Here is a 14,808-nt window from a genome sequence, read left to right on the forward strand (position 1 = left end):
GCAAGGCATGTGTGAAACGAATAGGATGAATATCAGGTATTGGAAAAACAGATGCAAAGCCTCGACAGTGACCTGCTGCGCACCTTCGTCGCCGTGTCCGAGGCCGGCAGCGTCACGGACGGCGCGGCCCGCATTTTCCGCTCACAATCGGCGGCAAGCCTGCAGATCAAACGGCTGGAGGCCATTCTGGGCCAGCCGGTGTTCGAGCGGCACGGGCGCGGGGTGATCCTCAGCGACGCGGGACGTCGCCTGTTGCCCGTTGCCCAGGACGTCACCGCCCGCCTCGACGCCGCGCTGCGCGACATTTCACAGACCACGGTCACCGGAAAACTGCGCCTTGGCGTGCCGGATGACCATGGCCGCGCCAAGCTTGCCGGCATCATCGCCACCTTCACCCGTCATCACCCGCAGGTCGAACTTGATGTCACCTGCGCGCTAAGCACCGGGTTCCCGGAGGCGTTGGAGAAAGGCGCCCTCGACCTCGCGGTCTATGAGGTTGAACACCCCAAGGGCCGTGAAGAGCTGTTGTTTGAAGACCCGACCTGCTGGGTCGCATCCTCCCACCGCACATTCGCACCCGATGACTGCCTGCCGGTCGCCCTGTTCGATCACGCCTGCTGGTGGCGCAGTGCGGCAATCGCCTCGCTCCAACGGCGCGGCAAGCCTTACCGGGTGGTCTACTCCAGCCAAAGCGTTGCGGGCGTGATCGCCGCCGTGGACGCCGGGATCGCCGTGGGCCTCTTAGGGCGCTCCTCGCTGCACGCGGGTCTTTCCAACGTCGGCGAAAGCCTTGGCTTCGCGGCAACGCCCACGTCAAAACTGGTCATGGCCGCGCGGGGGGCGGAAGACACGGGCCCGCAGACCGCGATGAAAGAGGTGATCCGCGCGGCATTTCTGGCGAACCGATAACGGTGAGGCTGCGGCGCGCCGCCAGCCCCGCGTCCTCCCGCCTCTTCACCCCCCAAAATGCCTTGATCCCTTGGCCCCGCCCCCTTATACGCCTGCCATCCGGGGCCGGAATCGGCCAACTGGATTGCTTTGCATTGCCTATGGCCAAACTTTCGGGGCCAACAGCGGGCCGCAGAGCCACGAAAAAATGAACGCATGTGCGTATCTCTGGCGGGCGCCCCCGAATGGGACCAAGGCGGACCCGGTCGAAGACCAGAGCTCTGGGACGGCAATATCCGCGGGCAAACCGCGCCAGAAAAAGGAGCGTTTCAGATGAACCTGATCGCACAATTGGAAGCCGAGCAAGTCGCCGCACTTGCCAAGGACATTCCGGATTTCAAAGCGGGCGACACCGTCCGCGTGGGTTTCCGGGTGACGGAAGGCACACGCACCCGTGTGCAGAACTACGAAGGCGTCTGCATCGCGCGCAAGAACGGCCACGGCATCGCCGGGTCCTTCACCGTCCGCAAGATCTCCTTCGGTGAGGGCGTGGAGCGTGTGTTCCCCCTCCACTCGACCAACATCGACAGCATCACTGTCGTGCGCCGTGGCCGCGTGCGTCGCTCCAAGCTGTACTACCTCCGCTCGCGTCGCGGTAAGTCCGCGCGTATCGCCGAGGATACCCGTTACAAGCCGCTCAAAGCCAAAGCCTGAAGGAGATCACGAGATGAAAAAGGACCTGCATCCCGAGTACCACGTGATCAACGTGAAGATGACCAACGGCGATATCGTTGAGATGCGTTCCGCCTGGGGCGCCGAGGGCGACACCCTCGCGCTCGACATCGACCCCACCGTTCACCCCGCCTGGACCGGCGGCGGCGCCCGCCTGCTCGACACCGGCGGCCGCGTGTCGAAGTTCAAGAAAAAATACGAAGGCCTGGGTTTCTAAGATCCCGCCTTTGCTATGGTTTAAGCGCCGCTCCCCCGGGGGCGGCGTTTTTCGTTTAAGGGGCCTGACATGCGCTTTCGGCTACGCTCAATGCGCTCGGCCGGCCCGCCCCGAAGGCAGAGACCCGTACAACAAAATCTTGACCGAGTGATCTGCGTGAGCGACCCTCTCGGGACGCAGTATCGCGTATCCATAGCTTTCGCCTAAAGGAGTAGACCATGAAGAAGCCCACGCTCATTCAACAGAAGCCACGTCCCTCTATCGGTGCAGGACGGCTTCCTGTGAAACTTCAGAAGTGATCGATTTTCCGGGGCCGCCCAACAAGCCCCGGAAACAACAAGGCCAAGCCGACCGGCCCTATGATGGCCAGCGGCCACCAGATGAACGTCTGGTCGGACGGCAGCAGCCCGAGGGCCGCAAAACCTGCCAGGCTGCCCAACTGGATCATGAAGAACATCCACGTTTTCTGACGTAGGCTCATCAACCTCCCGTGCCGTCCAAGCAGCATGGCGACGAATGCGTTGATCCCGATCTCCAGAACCGCAAAGACAAGGACGCTTGGCGCAATCACCACCAACCCGCTTGCCGCCCCAAGACAGCCCGCACTGAGGATGGCAGAGCGCAGGGTTTCGGCGGTCTTCATCATGCGGCTCAGCCGATACAAAACCACCGCCGCGATCAATTTCCCCAAGCCCATCTGCAGCAGCGTCTTGTCTGCGGACTGGTGGTCGATCATCGCTGGCAAGATCGAGACAAACGGCAAAAACACCGCGAAGAACAGCAAGACGGACAGGAAGGCCGCGTACGGCGACGGCGCGCTCGCCTCAGCGCGATCTGGATTGGCACTCTGCCGGTCCGACGCATCAGCTTGCATGGGTTTGACAATGAACCACACGGCCAAGGTGCTGAGCAGAAGCAGGCCGGTGATCCCATATTTCAGGGCGTCATAGCCAGTTTCGACCCAGATGGCAGAGGTTGCGATGATGGCTCCGGACACGGCGAGGGACAACGACAGCCGCAATTGTGAGGCTTGCTCGGGCGCGTCGTCGATGACTGCGAACGTAGTCCCGAAATATTGCAGCATTCCCGCCGCGACCCCGATACCGCACCAACACACCAAAGACAGCGGGCCCGGATAGATCGAGCTGACCAAGAAGAGCAGCGCGAAGGCGACCGCAACCGCCAGGGCCGTCGTTGGCTTGAACTTGTCGCCAAGGGCCAGCGGACAGAGCGCGCCCGCAAGAAGCTCCCCAACCGTGAGCGCGATCGCGATCATCGCCAGGGTTTCAGCGGCATCCAGCCCGGCGGCCATGGCCGTGCCCGCGATACTCGGCAGGATCAGAAACGGCAGGGCGCCCATCGCCGACAGCAAGCCATAGGCCCAAATCGCGCGGCGCCCCGAGCGCATCGCTATTTCCGCCGCTTACGGACGCCCGTCCCGTATTGCCCGGCCGGGATCCGCTGTCCGGCCTGCCGGCGCAGGGTTTGCGTCAAACCCTCCTTCGGGAAATCGTCATCGAAGACAGAGCCCGACCCGGCCTCACGGTTGAGCGACAGGATCGAACTCGGCACGCATGACACCTGAAACAGGGGAAACTCGCTCGGGAAATAGATCTCGCTATTTGTGCGCGTCAGATGAATGTTCACGAAAAGCGGCATAGGCGTGAAGCTGTCGGTCTCCACGATACCCTCATAGCACCAGTAAGAGCTTTTCACGTGGATATTGACCAAGGGCCGAATATGACACCACGCGCCGGGGGATGAGGACACGAACAAGCCGGTGAAGACCTGGACAATTCCGGTGTCCGTGAAGTCCGTCAACATGCTGGGGCAAGGCCCATATGACGCTTCATACCGCGTTGACCAATCTGCCTCATACTCGGCTGGCAGCGGTTCCGTTCGCAGGGCACGCCACTCCCCATCATCGGCAATGAAGACTTCTTTCCCGTCGAAATAAAGGCTGAACTCGGTCGGGGGAAACACATACCATCCCAGCGCCGACGCGGTGCGCAGAGCCTCACAATACTGGAAGGCCGAGATTGGGAGGCGCCCCAACGCGGCAGTATCCGCGCGCACCGGCTGACGGATATCGGGATGGATGGCATGGAACGTTAACAGGGCCGTAATCCTCCGGAAATCGTCGAAGCCGCTGGCCGAGCATACAGCGTCCGACAGGCAAATGAAGATGGGTGTTGTGACGGGGAATCGCAGCCTACACGTCGCGAAACGGGGTTCGCCGGGCCACCGGCCCACTGTCTGAAACCCTCAAGAAGCCGCAATCGCCCGCATGTGCCGCATATCCGTGCCGCAGCACCCGCCCAACACCCGGATCTGTGGGAACCGCGCCCGCAACCCAGCCAACTGCTGTCCCAACTCCTCCGGGTTGCCGTCGTCCAGCACCTCGGCCTCATCCAGCTCCGCATGGCTGCAGCGCGAGGCATTGGCGACCAGCCCGCCGAGGCGGTTCATCCAGGCGCCCCCGTCCAACACGCCCTCGAAGTGGTCGGGGTGGGCGCAGTTGATCATGTAATACGCAGGGTAAGCGCCCGTCTGGGCATCGACCTCGGCGATGGCATCGGCCACGGACATGCCGGTCGGCAGGCACCCGTCCAGCTCCACCGTGAAGGCAATCACAACCGGCAAACCGCAAGCCTTGGCGGCCCGCGCGATCCCTGCGGCCTCGGCGGCATAGGTCAGCGTATAGCCGCTGATCACGTCGACGCCGCGCAGGGCAGACACCTGTTCCAAATGGTAGGCCTCGGCCTCCGCCACGCTCATCTGCTCGGTCGGCGCATAGGCATCGGCGCGGGGCCCGATGTTGGCGCTCAGCACGACCGGAACGCCCGCCGCTCCCTCCCGTACCTCCTTCATCAGGCCGACGGCGGCCGCGTTCAATGCCCCCAGCCGCTCTGCCGCATATCCAATCGCGGCACCCCGATCGCGGTGCGCCACCCAGGTGGGGCTTTCCAGGATCACGCCCGTCCCGGCCTCACGGCCCAGGTCAATCATCGCGGTGAAATAGGACTGCAGCAGGCGCTGCCCCTTGATCGTCTCCATCAACGGGTAAGAGGCGAACCCCGGCAATTCCATCCCATGGGTGAAGATCAAATCGGTTTCCATTCCGGCATAAGCCAAGAACAGATCCGGACTGTCGGGAAGCAGCGTCACGCCGCAAACCCCTGCACCGGCGCGCCTTGGGCAAAGACCGGGCGCCGCGTGGCAATGGCGCGCGCGGCCTCGTCCCGCGCGCCCGTGCGCATCAGGCACAACAGCCACGTCAGCTCCAACAGATCCCGCTGCGCCCGCGATCCCCCAAGCCGCGCATGATCCGCCATCACCGGCGTCAACGCCGCCAGGGCGCCCTCGAAGTCCTCTCGCGCCACCGCCCCCCAGGCCCGGGCCACCGGCGCGACAAGATCGGCGGCGAACCCTTTTGAGGCCTCCGCAATCCGCGCCAGGGCGGCACCGTCGCCCGCCATGGCATGGGCCAGGGAGGTGTGATAATCGGCAAAACTCTGCCCGGGATCCGGGAAATACCGGGTCGCATAGGCGCTCAGCCTCTGCCAATCCTCTCGCGGGACATCGAACCCGGCCAATTCCGCGCGCCACAAAAGCGCCGCCGCGTCCGAGACGGTGTTGATCGGCAGCGCGAACCCTGACCCCGGCGCGATCGCGCCGCGGTAATGGGCCCACATCGCGTCTTCGTCGCCCTGCTCCAACGCCCAAAGCGCCTGGTGCCAGCTAAGGTGACCATGCAGGACGGCCTCGGGCTTAAAGCCCACCATCCAGGCATCAAGGTAGGTCCGCCCCTCCACCGTGCGCCCCTGTTCGTAAAGCGCATGGGCCTTGAAGTGAGAGCCATTGGCGTTGCCATTGTTGCGCTCAAGCGCCGCCTCCATCAGTTCAAGCGACGCGTCGGTCGCGCCGACCTCGCACAGCGACAAGGCATGCATCGACATCATCCACCAGTCGTCGCCATAATGCGGCAGCAAGGACCCGGTATAGGCCAGCAAAGCCGCTTCGCGCCCGGGCGCGCCGGACATGGCGATCAGCCCAAGAATATTGGTGCACAGCTGCGCGATAATCGCATCCCGGGGGTAGTCGCGCACATGGGCCTCCACCGCCGCGCGCGCTTGAACGGGTTTGCCCGACAGCAAAAGACCGTAGATGGCCACATGGGCCTGTTCCCGCTCAGACGCTCCCGCAACGCGCCTTTGCGCCTGCGCCAGCGCCGCCTGCGCCGCCGCCATATCGCCCGCGTACATCGCAGCCCGAGCCGCCCCGATATGGGCCAGCGCAAAGCCCTCGTCCTCGGCTATGGCCTGCGCGAAGGCCTCAGCGCCCCCGGCACTGCCTTCCAGAATATGGTCCACACCCGCATCGTAAGCTGCCGCCGCCACGGCGCTATCTGTCGCCAAAGCGTTCCCATACCGGTCCCGTTGCATCCACGCGCCCTCCCTGCCGTTGCGACAAAAGGGTCGCACGGGCCGTGCGATCCGTCCAGCATCATGGGCTTTGCGCTTAACAACGCGCCCTCCCAAGCCCTATATTGCGCAGGAGCGGCCCGCGTGAAATGAGGCTGCAACGGGCAAAAGGCGGATCGGGCATGGCGCATATCATTGTTCTGGGGAACGAAAAGGGCGGATCAGGCAAATCCACCACCTCCATGCATATCGCGACGGCACTGGCCCGGATGGGCCACGTCGTCGGCGGCCTCGATCTGGACCTGCGCCAGCGCAGCTTCCACCGCTACCTCGACAACCGCCGCGCCACGGCCGATCGCAAGGGCCTTGATCTGGCCTGCCCGATCATCCTCGACCTGCCCGACGCCAACCCCGAGGATATCCCCGAGGGCGTGAATATCTACGACCACCGCCTCTCCGCCGCCGTGGCCGATCAAGAAAACCGCTGCGACTTCATCGTCATCGACTGCCCCGGCAGCCACACGCGCCTCTCCCAGGTCGCCCATTCCCTCGCCGATACGCTGGTCACGCCCCTCAACGACAGCTTCGTGGACTTCGACCTGCTAGCCAAAGTCGACCCCGAAACCATGGCCCTCAAAGGCCCCTCTGTGTATTCCGAGATGGTCTGGCACGCCCGCCAACTCCGCGCGAAAGCGGGCCTGCAGCCCACCGATTGGGTGGTCGTGCGCAACCGCCTGCCCGCCCAACAAATGCACAACAAAGCCAAGATGGGCCGCGCGCTCGAGGAGCTTTCCAAACGCATCGGCTTCCGCGTCGCCCCGGGCTTCTCGGAACGCGTCATCTTCCGCGAGCTCTTCCCCACCGGCATGACGCTGCTGGACCTGCGCGACATGGGCGTAGAACGGATGAACATCTCCAACCTCGCCGCCCGCCAGGAACTCCGCGATTTGATCACCGCCCTCAACCTTCCGGGCGTCACGGCAGATTTCTGAGCCCTCCCCCCAAATTCCCCGTTCCAAAAATATCCTGGGGGTGAGCGCTCTTTTCCCAAGGGAAAAGAGCGCAGAGGGGGCAAAGCCCCCTCCCCCTTAACAAAAAGAATGCGCGCTCGCGCGCTCCTTTCTGAACGGGCCGGGCGGTCAGTCGTAGCGCAGCTCCGTCGCCTTGCCCCGGAAGATCGTGTAGGCAAGGATCGAATAGCCGCCGATCACCGGCACCACGACACAAGCGCCGACGAAAATGATCAGCAGGCTGTGGGCGTCCGATGCGGCCTCATAAATCGTCAACCGCTCCGGCACCACGTAGGGGTAGAAGCTGTACGCCAGGCCCACATAGGCCAGCGAAAAGAGCCCCGTCGCCACCGCAAAGGGTTGCCACGACCGCGCGTCGCCCGCGTAGGGCATCACCCGCACCATGCGCCACAGCCACAGGACCAACAGGCCCGAGATGATCGGGATCGGCGCCAGCCACAACGCCTCTGGGAACTGCAACCACCGGTCAAAGATCCGCGTGGACACCAAAGGCGTCGCCAGCGACACCGCGCCAATGCCCAGGATCACGCCCCACAGGCTCTCGCGCGCCCATTGCACGGATTTCAGCTGCAACCCGCCCTCCGTCTTGTGGATCAGCCAGGTCGCGCCGATGAAGCTATAGCCCACCGTCAGGAACACGGCCGTCAGCGCGGCGAAACCATAGGTCGCCCAGGTCTGCTCCAACCCCATGATGTAAAGGCCCAACATGAAGCCCTGGCTCAGCGCCGTCAGGGTGGAGCCCGCAAAGAACAGGTTGTTCCAAAGATTCTTGTGCTTGGCGTGCGCCTTGGCGCGGAATTCGAACGCCACGCCGCGCAGGATCAACCCGATCAGCATGATGAACACCGGCAGATAAAGCGCCGTCAGGATCATCCCGTGGGCGCTCGGGAAAGCCACCAGAAGCAGCCCCACCGCCAGCACCAACCAGGTCTCGTTGGCGTCCCAGAACGGCCCGATAGAGCCGATCATCCGGTCCTTCTCGGCATCCTCCGCGAAGGGAAACAGGATGCCGACGCCCAGGTCGAACCCGTCCAGCACCACGTAAACGAGGATTGAAAACCCCATCAGCGAGGCAAAGGCCCAGGGCAGCCACTCGGCGGGGTTTGCGAAATCAGGGAACATCAGATCACTCCGCCGGTTGCAGCAGTTCGACCTGCGCCTTGCCCGAATGGGCCATGTCATTGGCTCGCCCGTCCTCGCCCCGCGCGGCCTTGCGCGCGAGGTAGACGATGACGCTGATGTAGGCGAACAGCAGCAGGCCGTAGACCACCAGGTAGCCCACCAGCGTGCCGGCCACCATCGGCGCGGGCACGTCGGCCACGGCCATCTCGGTCGTCATGACACCCTGCACCAACCACGGCTGGCGCCCGATTTCGGTCGTGTACCAGCCCGCCAGCGTCGCGACCCAGCCGCTGAACGCCATCGGCACCAGCGCCCAGAAGACCGGCTTGGGCAGGCCTTCCACGGCCAGCCAATGGCCCGCCTGGGCATCCACGTGCATCCGGCGTCGTTTCCACATCAGGAACACCGTGGCCCAGGATAACAGCAACATCGCCATGCCCGTGCCCACCATCACGCGGAAGCTGTAGAACACCGGGGCCACGGGCGGGTGCATCACCGTGCCATCCTCCGCCACGAAGTCGTTGAGGCCCGTCAGCTCTCCGTCCCACGAATGGGTCAGGATCAGCGAGGCAAGGCCCGGAATGGCCACCTCCATGCTGTTCTCCCGCGCCTCTTCATCGGGGATTGCGAACAGGATCAGCGGCACGTTGGTGCCCGTTTCCCACAGGCCCTCCATCGCCGCGACCTTCGCGGGCTGGTACTCCTTGGTGTTGAGCCCGTGCAAGTCGCCCAGGAAGATCTGCACCGGGATCAGGCAGGCACCAATCGAGATGCCCACTTTCAACGCCGTGCGCACATCGCGCGAGCGATCACCCAGCAACCAGCGGAATGCCGAGACACCGGCGATCAGGAAGGCCACCGTCAAGCCGCTTGCAATCCACATATGGGCGAAGCGGTAGGGCATCGACGGGTTGAAGATGATCGCCCACCAGTCTGTCGCGAACGCCACACCGTCAATCATTTCAAAGCCCTGCGGCGTGTGCATCCAGGAGTTCAGCACAATGATCCAGAACGCCGACACGGTCGTGCCGAACGCCACCAGGAACGTCGCCAGCATGTGCAACCAGCCGGGCACACGGCTGAACCCGAACAGCATGATGCCGATGAATACCGCCTCCAGGAAGAAGGCCGTCAGCACCTCATAGGCCAACAATGGCCCCGCGATATTGCCCACGGTTTCCATGAAGCCCGGCCAGTTGGTACCGAACTGGAACGACATGGTAATGCCGCTCACCACACCCATCGCGAAGGACAAGGCAAAGATCTTCACCCAGAAGCGATAGATGTTCATCCACTTCTCGTCGCCCGTCTGGGCAAAGCGAACGCGGAAAAACAACAACACCCAGCCCAAGGCGATCGTGATCGTCGGGAACAGGATGTGGAATGAGATATTGGCCGCAAACTGAATGCGGCTCAGGATTAATGTGTCGAGACCTTCCATCGGTCTAACCCTTTCGTTTCGTTAGGGAAAGCGCGCCACTGGTCTTGTCGATCAACCCGGCGATCTTGCTTCCCAAAGTCATCATTTTCACAAGCCGTTCTGTCTCCAGCTTCTCCATGTCGTCATAGAAGCCGGTCATCAGCTCAATCATCTCTCGCAACTCGGCGATACGCGCTTCGGCGTAGTCATCGCCCTTGGGCCCGGCCATTTCCAACTCGCGCAGCTTGGTCAGGGTCGGGTCGATTTCGCGCTTCTTGCGTTCTGCTATAAGAATCCGAGTGATCTCCCACAGATCCTCGGGCGTGGTGAAATAGTCGCGCCTATCCCCGGGGACATGGCGCAACCGCACCAGATTCCAAGCCTGAAGTTCCTTCAGCCCCATCGAGGTGTTGGATCGGCTGACCCCAAGCCCGTCGGTGATCTGCTCCGCATTCAGCGGGGCAGAGGACAGAAACAGCAGCGCATAGATCTGCCCCACGGTGCGGTTGATCCCCCACCGGCTGCCCATTTCTCCGAAATGCAGGACAAACTCCTGCTGTAGGTTTGTAAGGTTCATCTCAGTCCCGTTCGCGCAAAAGACCAGGCATGCCTGTGATTTCAGTAATTTCTGAAATTGATATAAAGCTTGTCGCTGCAAAGGCAACGCAGTCGGGTGCGACATGGTGGCTTGGGCCGATTTAGGCGGGCTTAAGATCGTTTAAGGCGTGGCTAAAGGACGTTTTATGCGGCTCTACGGCACAAAGGATGCATCAGATCACACCCGATAAGGACCGCATCCCATGGCCGCTTTCACCACCAACACCACCGTCCCCGCATCTTCCCTCACGACCGTGGCGAAGGCCGTCCTGAGCCACCTGGCCGCCCTGCGCCCCACGCCCAAATCGCCCGAAGATCACCTTGCCGCCCAACAGCGCCGGGACGCCGCCCGCGCCCGCGTCGACACCCTGCTGCGCTAATCTCCCGCGCTGGTCTCAGGAAAGCCGAGATCGCGCATCGCCTGAACGGTCAGGTCGACATAATTCTTGCTAGACAGCTTGAGGTGGGTCCGAAAGCTCTCGATCGTTAAATCTGGAGCCCGCTCGCGGTATGCGCGGGCCAGCTCCGCCGCCTCATCCAGACGTCCCAGCGCGTGGTAGGCCGTCATCAGCCCTTGGGTCGAGGTCATGAATTCCGGGTATTCCGCCAATGCCTGCTCAAAATACGCTGCCGCTTCTTCAAGCTGCTCCCGCTCCAACGCCACAGCGCCGAAACCGGCCGTCATGACGCCGATGTTCGGATGCAGCGGGCTCAACCGTTTGGCCCGTGTCAGGCAGGCAGTCGCTTGGTCGGTCTCGTTTCGGTAGAAATGCACCCACCCTTTCAACATGGCTGTCGTGGCTGAGTTCGGGTTGATCCGCTCGGCCTTGGCCAGTGCCGTCACAGCTTCGGTGTAGCGGTGGTGCACATAGGCCAGGTAGTGGCCCGCGTAGGTGAGGGCGACGGGGTCATCTTCAGACAAATTCACCACATCCAGCGCATGGTCCAGCGCCATGCTGCCCTTCTCAAAGCTCCAATACCGGGTCGCAACCGCCGCAGTGCAGCCATAGCAGATCGTCGCTTTGGCCAGGTTGTAGTCGGGGTCCAACGCCAACGCCTGCTGCAACAGGCCCATCCCCTCCTCCAGCCGCGTCAGTGAATCCAACCGCGCCACCATGGGAATGGCCTTCAGGCAAAGATCATAGGCGCTGAGGCTGTCGGTCGGCTTGGCCCGCGCGCGTGCGGCCTCGGCCCAGACCAGCTTCGGCTCCAACGCGCCCGCCACATGTTCAGCCACCCGGTCTTGCAGATCAAAGATCTCGCCCATCTCGCCGTCAAACCGGTCCTGCCAGATCATCCGCCCCGTTTCGGCCTCCACCAGTTGCGTGAAGATGCGGATCCGCTCACCGGCCGCCTGGATGGAGCCTTCCAGCACATACCGCACCCCCAATTCGCGGCCCACCTCCGCCAGATCCACCGCGCGGCCCTTGTAGGTGAAGGTGGAGGTCGAGGATGTCACGAAGAACGACCCCACCCGCCCCAACGCGCCGATGATCTCGGTCACGATCCCGTCCACCAGATACTCACGCTCTGCGCTGCCCGTCAGGTTCGCGAAGGGCAACACGGCGAGCGAGGGGACGTCGGGCACCGCTGGCCCCTCCACGATCACCGGGGCGGCGCCCACCGTCAGGCGGTAGCCCACGCCCGGCACCGTCTTGATCGCCTCGCGCCCCAGGGCCTTGCGCAGCCCCGTGATCTGCACGGCAAGGTTGCCCTCTTCCACCACCATGCCCTGCCAGACATGGTCCAACAGCTCTGCCTTTGACACCACGCGGTCCGCGTGGGCGTGCAGGTAAACCAGCACGTCCAACGCCCGCGCGCCAAGGCTCAGCGGCGCGCCGTCAAGGGTGACACGGCGTTGATCAATCTCGATATTCAGGTCCAAGGGGCGCGCACTCCGCTGCTGCTGCAATAGCGATGCACGCCCGGCGCGGGCCTGTCAAATCAGGCCGCCGCCAGGGCCAATCCGTCCACTACCGCGGTAAACGCGTTCGACCGCAACACCTGCGCGTCGGGGCACATGCCCTGCGCCTCCTCGGCCACGAAGCCCATCAGGCTGGAGCCGCCCACCAGGATGATCCGCCCGATATCCGGCCCCGCGACGCCCGCTTGTTGCAACGTTTCTGCCATGGCTACGCGCAGCAGGCCGCGCGTCGGTTCAAGCACCGCCTCCAGCCCGCCCGCATCCAGCGCCACGCGTAACCCGCGCTCTACCATGCCCATGTCAATCGCGGCCCCCACCGCCCCGTCATTGGCCGCGATCTTGCCCCGCTCCACCGCGAAGGCCAGCTCGTGGCCCAACTCCATCTCCAACACCTCGGCAAAGCGTTCCATGGCGGGCGTGTCGACCGCGTGGCGCACCATGTCGGCGACCATCCGGCGGGTGTCCTGGGTGTAGAGGAACGGGATCTTCGCCCAGGTCGACAGCTCCACATAGGGCGCGCGCGGCACCGGCAGCAGGCCGGCCCCCAGGGTGCGCCGCAACTGGCCGCCCAGGCCCAGAACCGGCATCGCATGGGCCATAGAGACGGCATGGTCAAAATCCGTGCCCCCCAGCCGGATGCCGTGGCTGGCGCGGATGCGAAACCCCGTCGCCCCGCTCTCAAACACCGAGAAATCCGAGGTGCCGCCGCCGATATCCACGATCAGCCCCAGATCCGCCTGCGCGCCCATCCCCTGACAAGCCAGGGCGGCGGCCTCGGGCTCGGGCAAAAAGTCCACATGCTCGTACCCAGCCGCCTCATAGCACCCGCGCAAATCCGCCTCCGCCTGGGCATCACGGGCCGGGTCCGCGCTGTGGAACCGCACCGGGCGGCCCGACAGCGCGCGGGTGATGGCGCCCCCGGTCTGCGCCTCGGCCTTCGTGCGGATCACCGTCAGGAAGGCGGTAATCACCTCGGCCACGCTGCGCCTGCGCCCGCTGATCAACCGCCTCTCGTGCAGCAGCGGCAGCCCGAGGATGCTTTTGAGGGCGCGCATATACCGACCCTCTTCCCCCGCCACCAAGGACTGCGCGGCGCGGGTGCCGATCTGCATCGGCCCGCCATCCGCCGGGAAGAACACCGCCGTCGGCAGGGTCTCTGCCCCGTCCTCCACCGCGATGCGCACCAGCGCGCCGTCCCTCATCACGGCAGCGGCAGAGTTGGAGGTTCCGAAATCCACGGCGATGGTGTCGGTCTGGGTCACGGGTGCGGCTCGGGCAAAGAATGGGCAAGGGTTGGGCGACGTACCCGAGTTTCCCCAAGCCCGCAACCCGGCGCCCGTTCAGTGCGCCTCGAAGAACGCGATCACCTCGGCGGCAATCATCGCGTGCTCTGCCGCACGCGCCGCGCCGCCGTCTTCGCAGATGAAGGCATCGTCGGGCTCTTCCTCCTGCAATATCGCCAGCCCCTGCGCCGTGCAAAGGCCGAGGAAGTCGAAATGCGCCAGCGTTTCGGGCTCAAGATACGGCGTGCCCTCCGGCAGCATCTCCACCAAGGCGCGCGACTCCAGATCAATGTTCAGGCCCGAGTTCGCAATCGGCGCGCCGATCACCAGCATCGGCGTGTCGATCGCCCCATAGCTTTCGGGCGCAAAGGCCTGCGTGCCGCCCAGGTCAAACACCGCGATCCCGGCCAGGCGCGAGTCAGACCAATCCTGCGCGATGGTCTCCCGGTCCGCCTCGGACACGGCCACGTCCCACATCGCGAGGATCCCGCAGACGAGGTCATCCAGACCCTCGGCACAGAACCCGTCGATCCGTGCCGGATCATAGCGCGCGCCGGCCAGCATCACCGCCGTCAGACCACCCAGGGAGTGCCCGGCCATGTAGATCCGGTCCGGGTCCACCCGCACGTCGTCGCGCGCCAGCAGATGGTCGATGGTGCGCGAGATATCCCGGGGCCGCTCCCACATCTCGCGCGCATCGTCGGGGTCGCGCAGGAAGGTGGAGGTCCCGGGGTGGTCAATCGCGGCCACGATATAGCCCGCCTTGGTCAGTTCGGCGGCCAGCCAGGCCTGATTGCGGGCGTTGCCGTACATGCCATGGGACAGCACGACCAACGGGCGCGCGCCGCCCGCAGGCGCCGCATAGGGGATCACGCGAATGGCCTCCCACACCGCATTGCCATGCGCCCGGACCGAGGCGTCGTCGGTCTGCGTCGGATACCACAGGAAGCCCTCCAACGGGCGGGTGTCATGGGCGATGTCCAACTCTACCATTCCGGTGCGATAGGTCTCGGTAGCGGACGCGACACTGGTCAGGGCCAGAAGGGCTATGGCGGCGATGATTGGCGTTTGGCGTTGCATTGGGTACTCTCCTGCAATGGGATGTGCGATGGCCTTGGATGTCACCACAAACGCCTTGAAAACAACGGGTTGCACCCCCACTTCCCGTCC

At 64.1% G+C, this 14,808-nt stretch carries 15 protein-coding genes; 5 read left to right on the top strand and 10 right to left on the bottom strand.

Translation table 11 applies throughout. The features are described from left to right. The first annotated feature begins 51 nt into the window (after positions 1 to 51). The 3 genes from AC6I9R_RS20475 to rpmE all read left to right on the top strand — a co-directional run bounded on the left by AC6I9R_RS20475 (position 52) and on the right by rpmE (position 1,837). A complete protein-coding gene (locus tag AC6I9R_RS20475; RefSeq protein WP_461428289.1) occupies positions 52 to 909 on the top strand; it encodes a LysR family transcriptional regulator in 858 nt (285 codons plus the stop codon). Positions 910 to 1,221: 312 nt separating this feature from the next. Beyond that, the gene (gene rplS, locus AC6I9R_RS20480; protein ID WP_461428288.1) at positions 1,222 to 1,602 is read left to right on the top strand and encodes a 50S ribosomal protein L19; all 381 of its coding nucleotides are present in this window, start codon (positions 1,222 to 1,224) and stop codon (positions 1,600 to 1,602) included. A gap of 13 nt (positions 1,603 to 1,615) precedes the next feature. Continuing rightward, positions 1,616 to 1,837: a 50S ribosomal protein L31 gene (gene rpmE, locus AC6I9R_RS20485; RefSeq protein ID WP_461428287.1), complete on the top strand. Its 222-nt coding sequence runs from the start codon at positions 1,616 to 1,618 to the stop codon at positions 1,835 to 1,837. Between the two features lie 289 nt (positions 1,838 to 2,126). Here rpmE and AC6I9R_RS20490 read toward each other — a convergent pair whose 3' ends face one another. The 4 genes from AC6I9R_RS20490 to AC6I9R_RS20505 form a co-directional block, all read right to left on the bottom strand. After that, positions 2,127 to 3,149 (bottom strand): hypothetical protein, encoded by a 1,023-nt coding sequence (locus tag AC6I9R_RS20490; RefSeq protein ID WP_461428286.1) that lies wholly within the window; start codon positions 3,147 to 3,149, stop codon positions 2,127 to 2,129. A 98-nt stretch (positions 3,150 to 3,247) separates the two neighbouring features. Beyond that, positions 3,248 to 3,661 carry a hypothetical protein gene (locus tag AC6I9R_RS20495; RefSeq protein ID WP_461428285.1) on the bottom strand — a complete coding sequence of 138 codons (414 nt, stop codon included), beginning with the start codon at positions 3,659 to 3,661 and terminating at the stop codon, positions 3,248 to 3,250. Positions 3,662 to 4,102: 441 nt separating this feature from the next. After that, positions 4,103 to 5,005 carry a homocysteine S-methyltransferase family protein gene (locus tag AC6I9R_RS20500; RefSeq protein ID WP_461428284.1) on the bottom strand — a complete coding sequence of 301 codons (903 nt, stop codon included), beginning with the start codon at positions 5,003 to 5,005 and terminating at the stop codon, positions 4,103 to 4,105. Then, positions 5,002 to 6,282, bottom strand: coding sequence for a tetratricopeptide repeat protein (locus AC6I9R_RS20505; RefSeq protein WP_461428283.1), 1,281 nt, complete (start codon positions 6,280 to 6,282; stop codon positions 5,002 to 5,004). The genes AC6I9R_RS20500 and AC6I9R_RS20505 overlap by 4 nt, the downstream gene beginning before the upstream one ends. 161 nt (positions 6,283 to 6,443) lie before the next feature. On the opposite strand from AC6I9R_RS20505, the gene AC6I9R_RS20510 reads away from it, so the two are divergent. After that, positions 6,444 to 7,253: a division plane positioning ATPase MipZ gene (locus tag AC6I9R_RS20510; protein ID WP_461428282.1), complete on the top strand. Its 810-nt coding sequence runs from the start codon at positions 6,444 to 6,446 to the stop codon at positions 7,251 to 7,253. Between the two features lie 147 nt (positions 7,254 to 7,400). On the opposite strand, the gene AC6I9R_RS20515 is transcribed toward AC6I9R_RS20510, so the two are convergent. Genes AC6I9R_RS20515 through AC6I9R_RS20525 form a run of 3 tightly spaced genes read right to left on the bottom strand, consistent with a single transcriptional unit; the run spans position 7,401 to position 10,411 of the window. Next, positions 7,401 to 8,414 (bottom strand): cytochrome d ubiquinol oxidase subunit II, encoded by a 1,014-nt coding sequence (locus tag AC6I9R_RS20515; protein ID WP_461428281.1) that lies wholly within the window; start codon positions 8,412 to 8,414, stop codon positions 7,401 to 7,403. A gap of 4 nt (positions 8,415 to 8,418) precedes the next feature. Beyond that, a complete protein-coding gene (locus AC6I9R_RS20520) occupies positions 8,419 to 9,855 on the bottom strand; it encodes a cytochrome ubiquinol oxidase subunit I (protein ID WP_461428280.1) in 1,437 nt (478 codons plus the stop codon). Between the two features lie 4 nt (positions 9,856 to 9,859). Beyond that, on the bottom strand, positions 9,860 to 10,411 hold the full coding sequence (locus tag AC6I9R_RS20525; protein ID WP_461428279.1) for a GbsR/MarR family transcriptional regulator: 552 nt from the start codon (positions 10,409 to 10,411) through the stop codon (positions 9,860 to 9,862). Between the two features lie 223 nt (positions 10,412 to 10,634). On the opposite strand from AC6I9R_RS20525, the gene AC6I9R_RS20530 reads away from it, so the two are divergent. Further along, entirely contained in the window at positions 10,635 to 10,811 is a 177-nt protein-coding gene (locus tag AC6I9R_RS20530; protein ID WP_461428278.1) for a hypothetical protein, read from the top strand. Here the strand turns inward: AC6I9R_RS20530 and AC6I9R_RS20535 are convergent. The 3 genes from AC6I9R_RS20535 to AC6I9R_RS20545 form a co-directional block, all read right to left on the bottom strand. Beyond that, positions 10,808 to 12,316, bottom strand: coding sequence for a winged helix-turn-helix domain-containing protein (locus AC6I9R_RS20535; RefSeq protein WP_461428277.1), 1,509 nt, complete (start codon positions 12,314 to 12,316; stop codon positions 10,808 to 10,810). The two genes, AC6I9R_RS20530 and AC6I9R_RS20535, sit on opposite strands and share 4 nt — an antisense overlap. A 59-nt stretch (positions 12,317 to 12,375) precedes the next feature. Next, on the bottom strand, positions 12,376 to 13,617 hold the full coding sequence (locus AC6I9R_RS20540) for an Hsp70 family protein (protein WP_461428276.1): 1,242 nt from the start codon (positions 13,615 to 13,617) through the stop codon (positions 12,376 to 12,378). A 78-nt stretch (positions 13,618 to 13,695) separates the two neighbouring features. Further along, a complete protein-coding gene (locus AC6I9R_RS20545) occupies positions 13,696 to 14,718 on the bottom strand; it encodes an alpha/beta hydrolase family protein (protein WP_461428275.1) in 1,023 nt (340 codons plus the stop codon). Positions 14,719 to 14,808: the final 90 nt, after the last annotated feature.

It is taken from the genome of Gymnodinialimonas sp. (genome assembly GCF_059726805.1).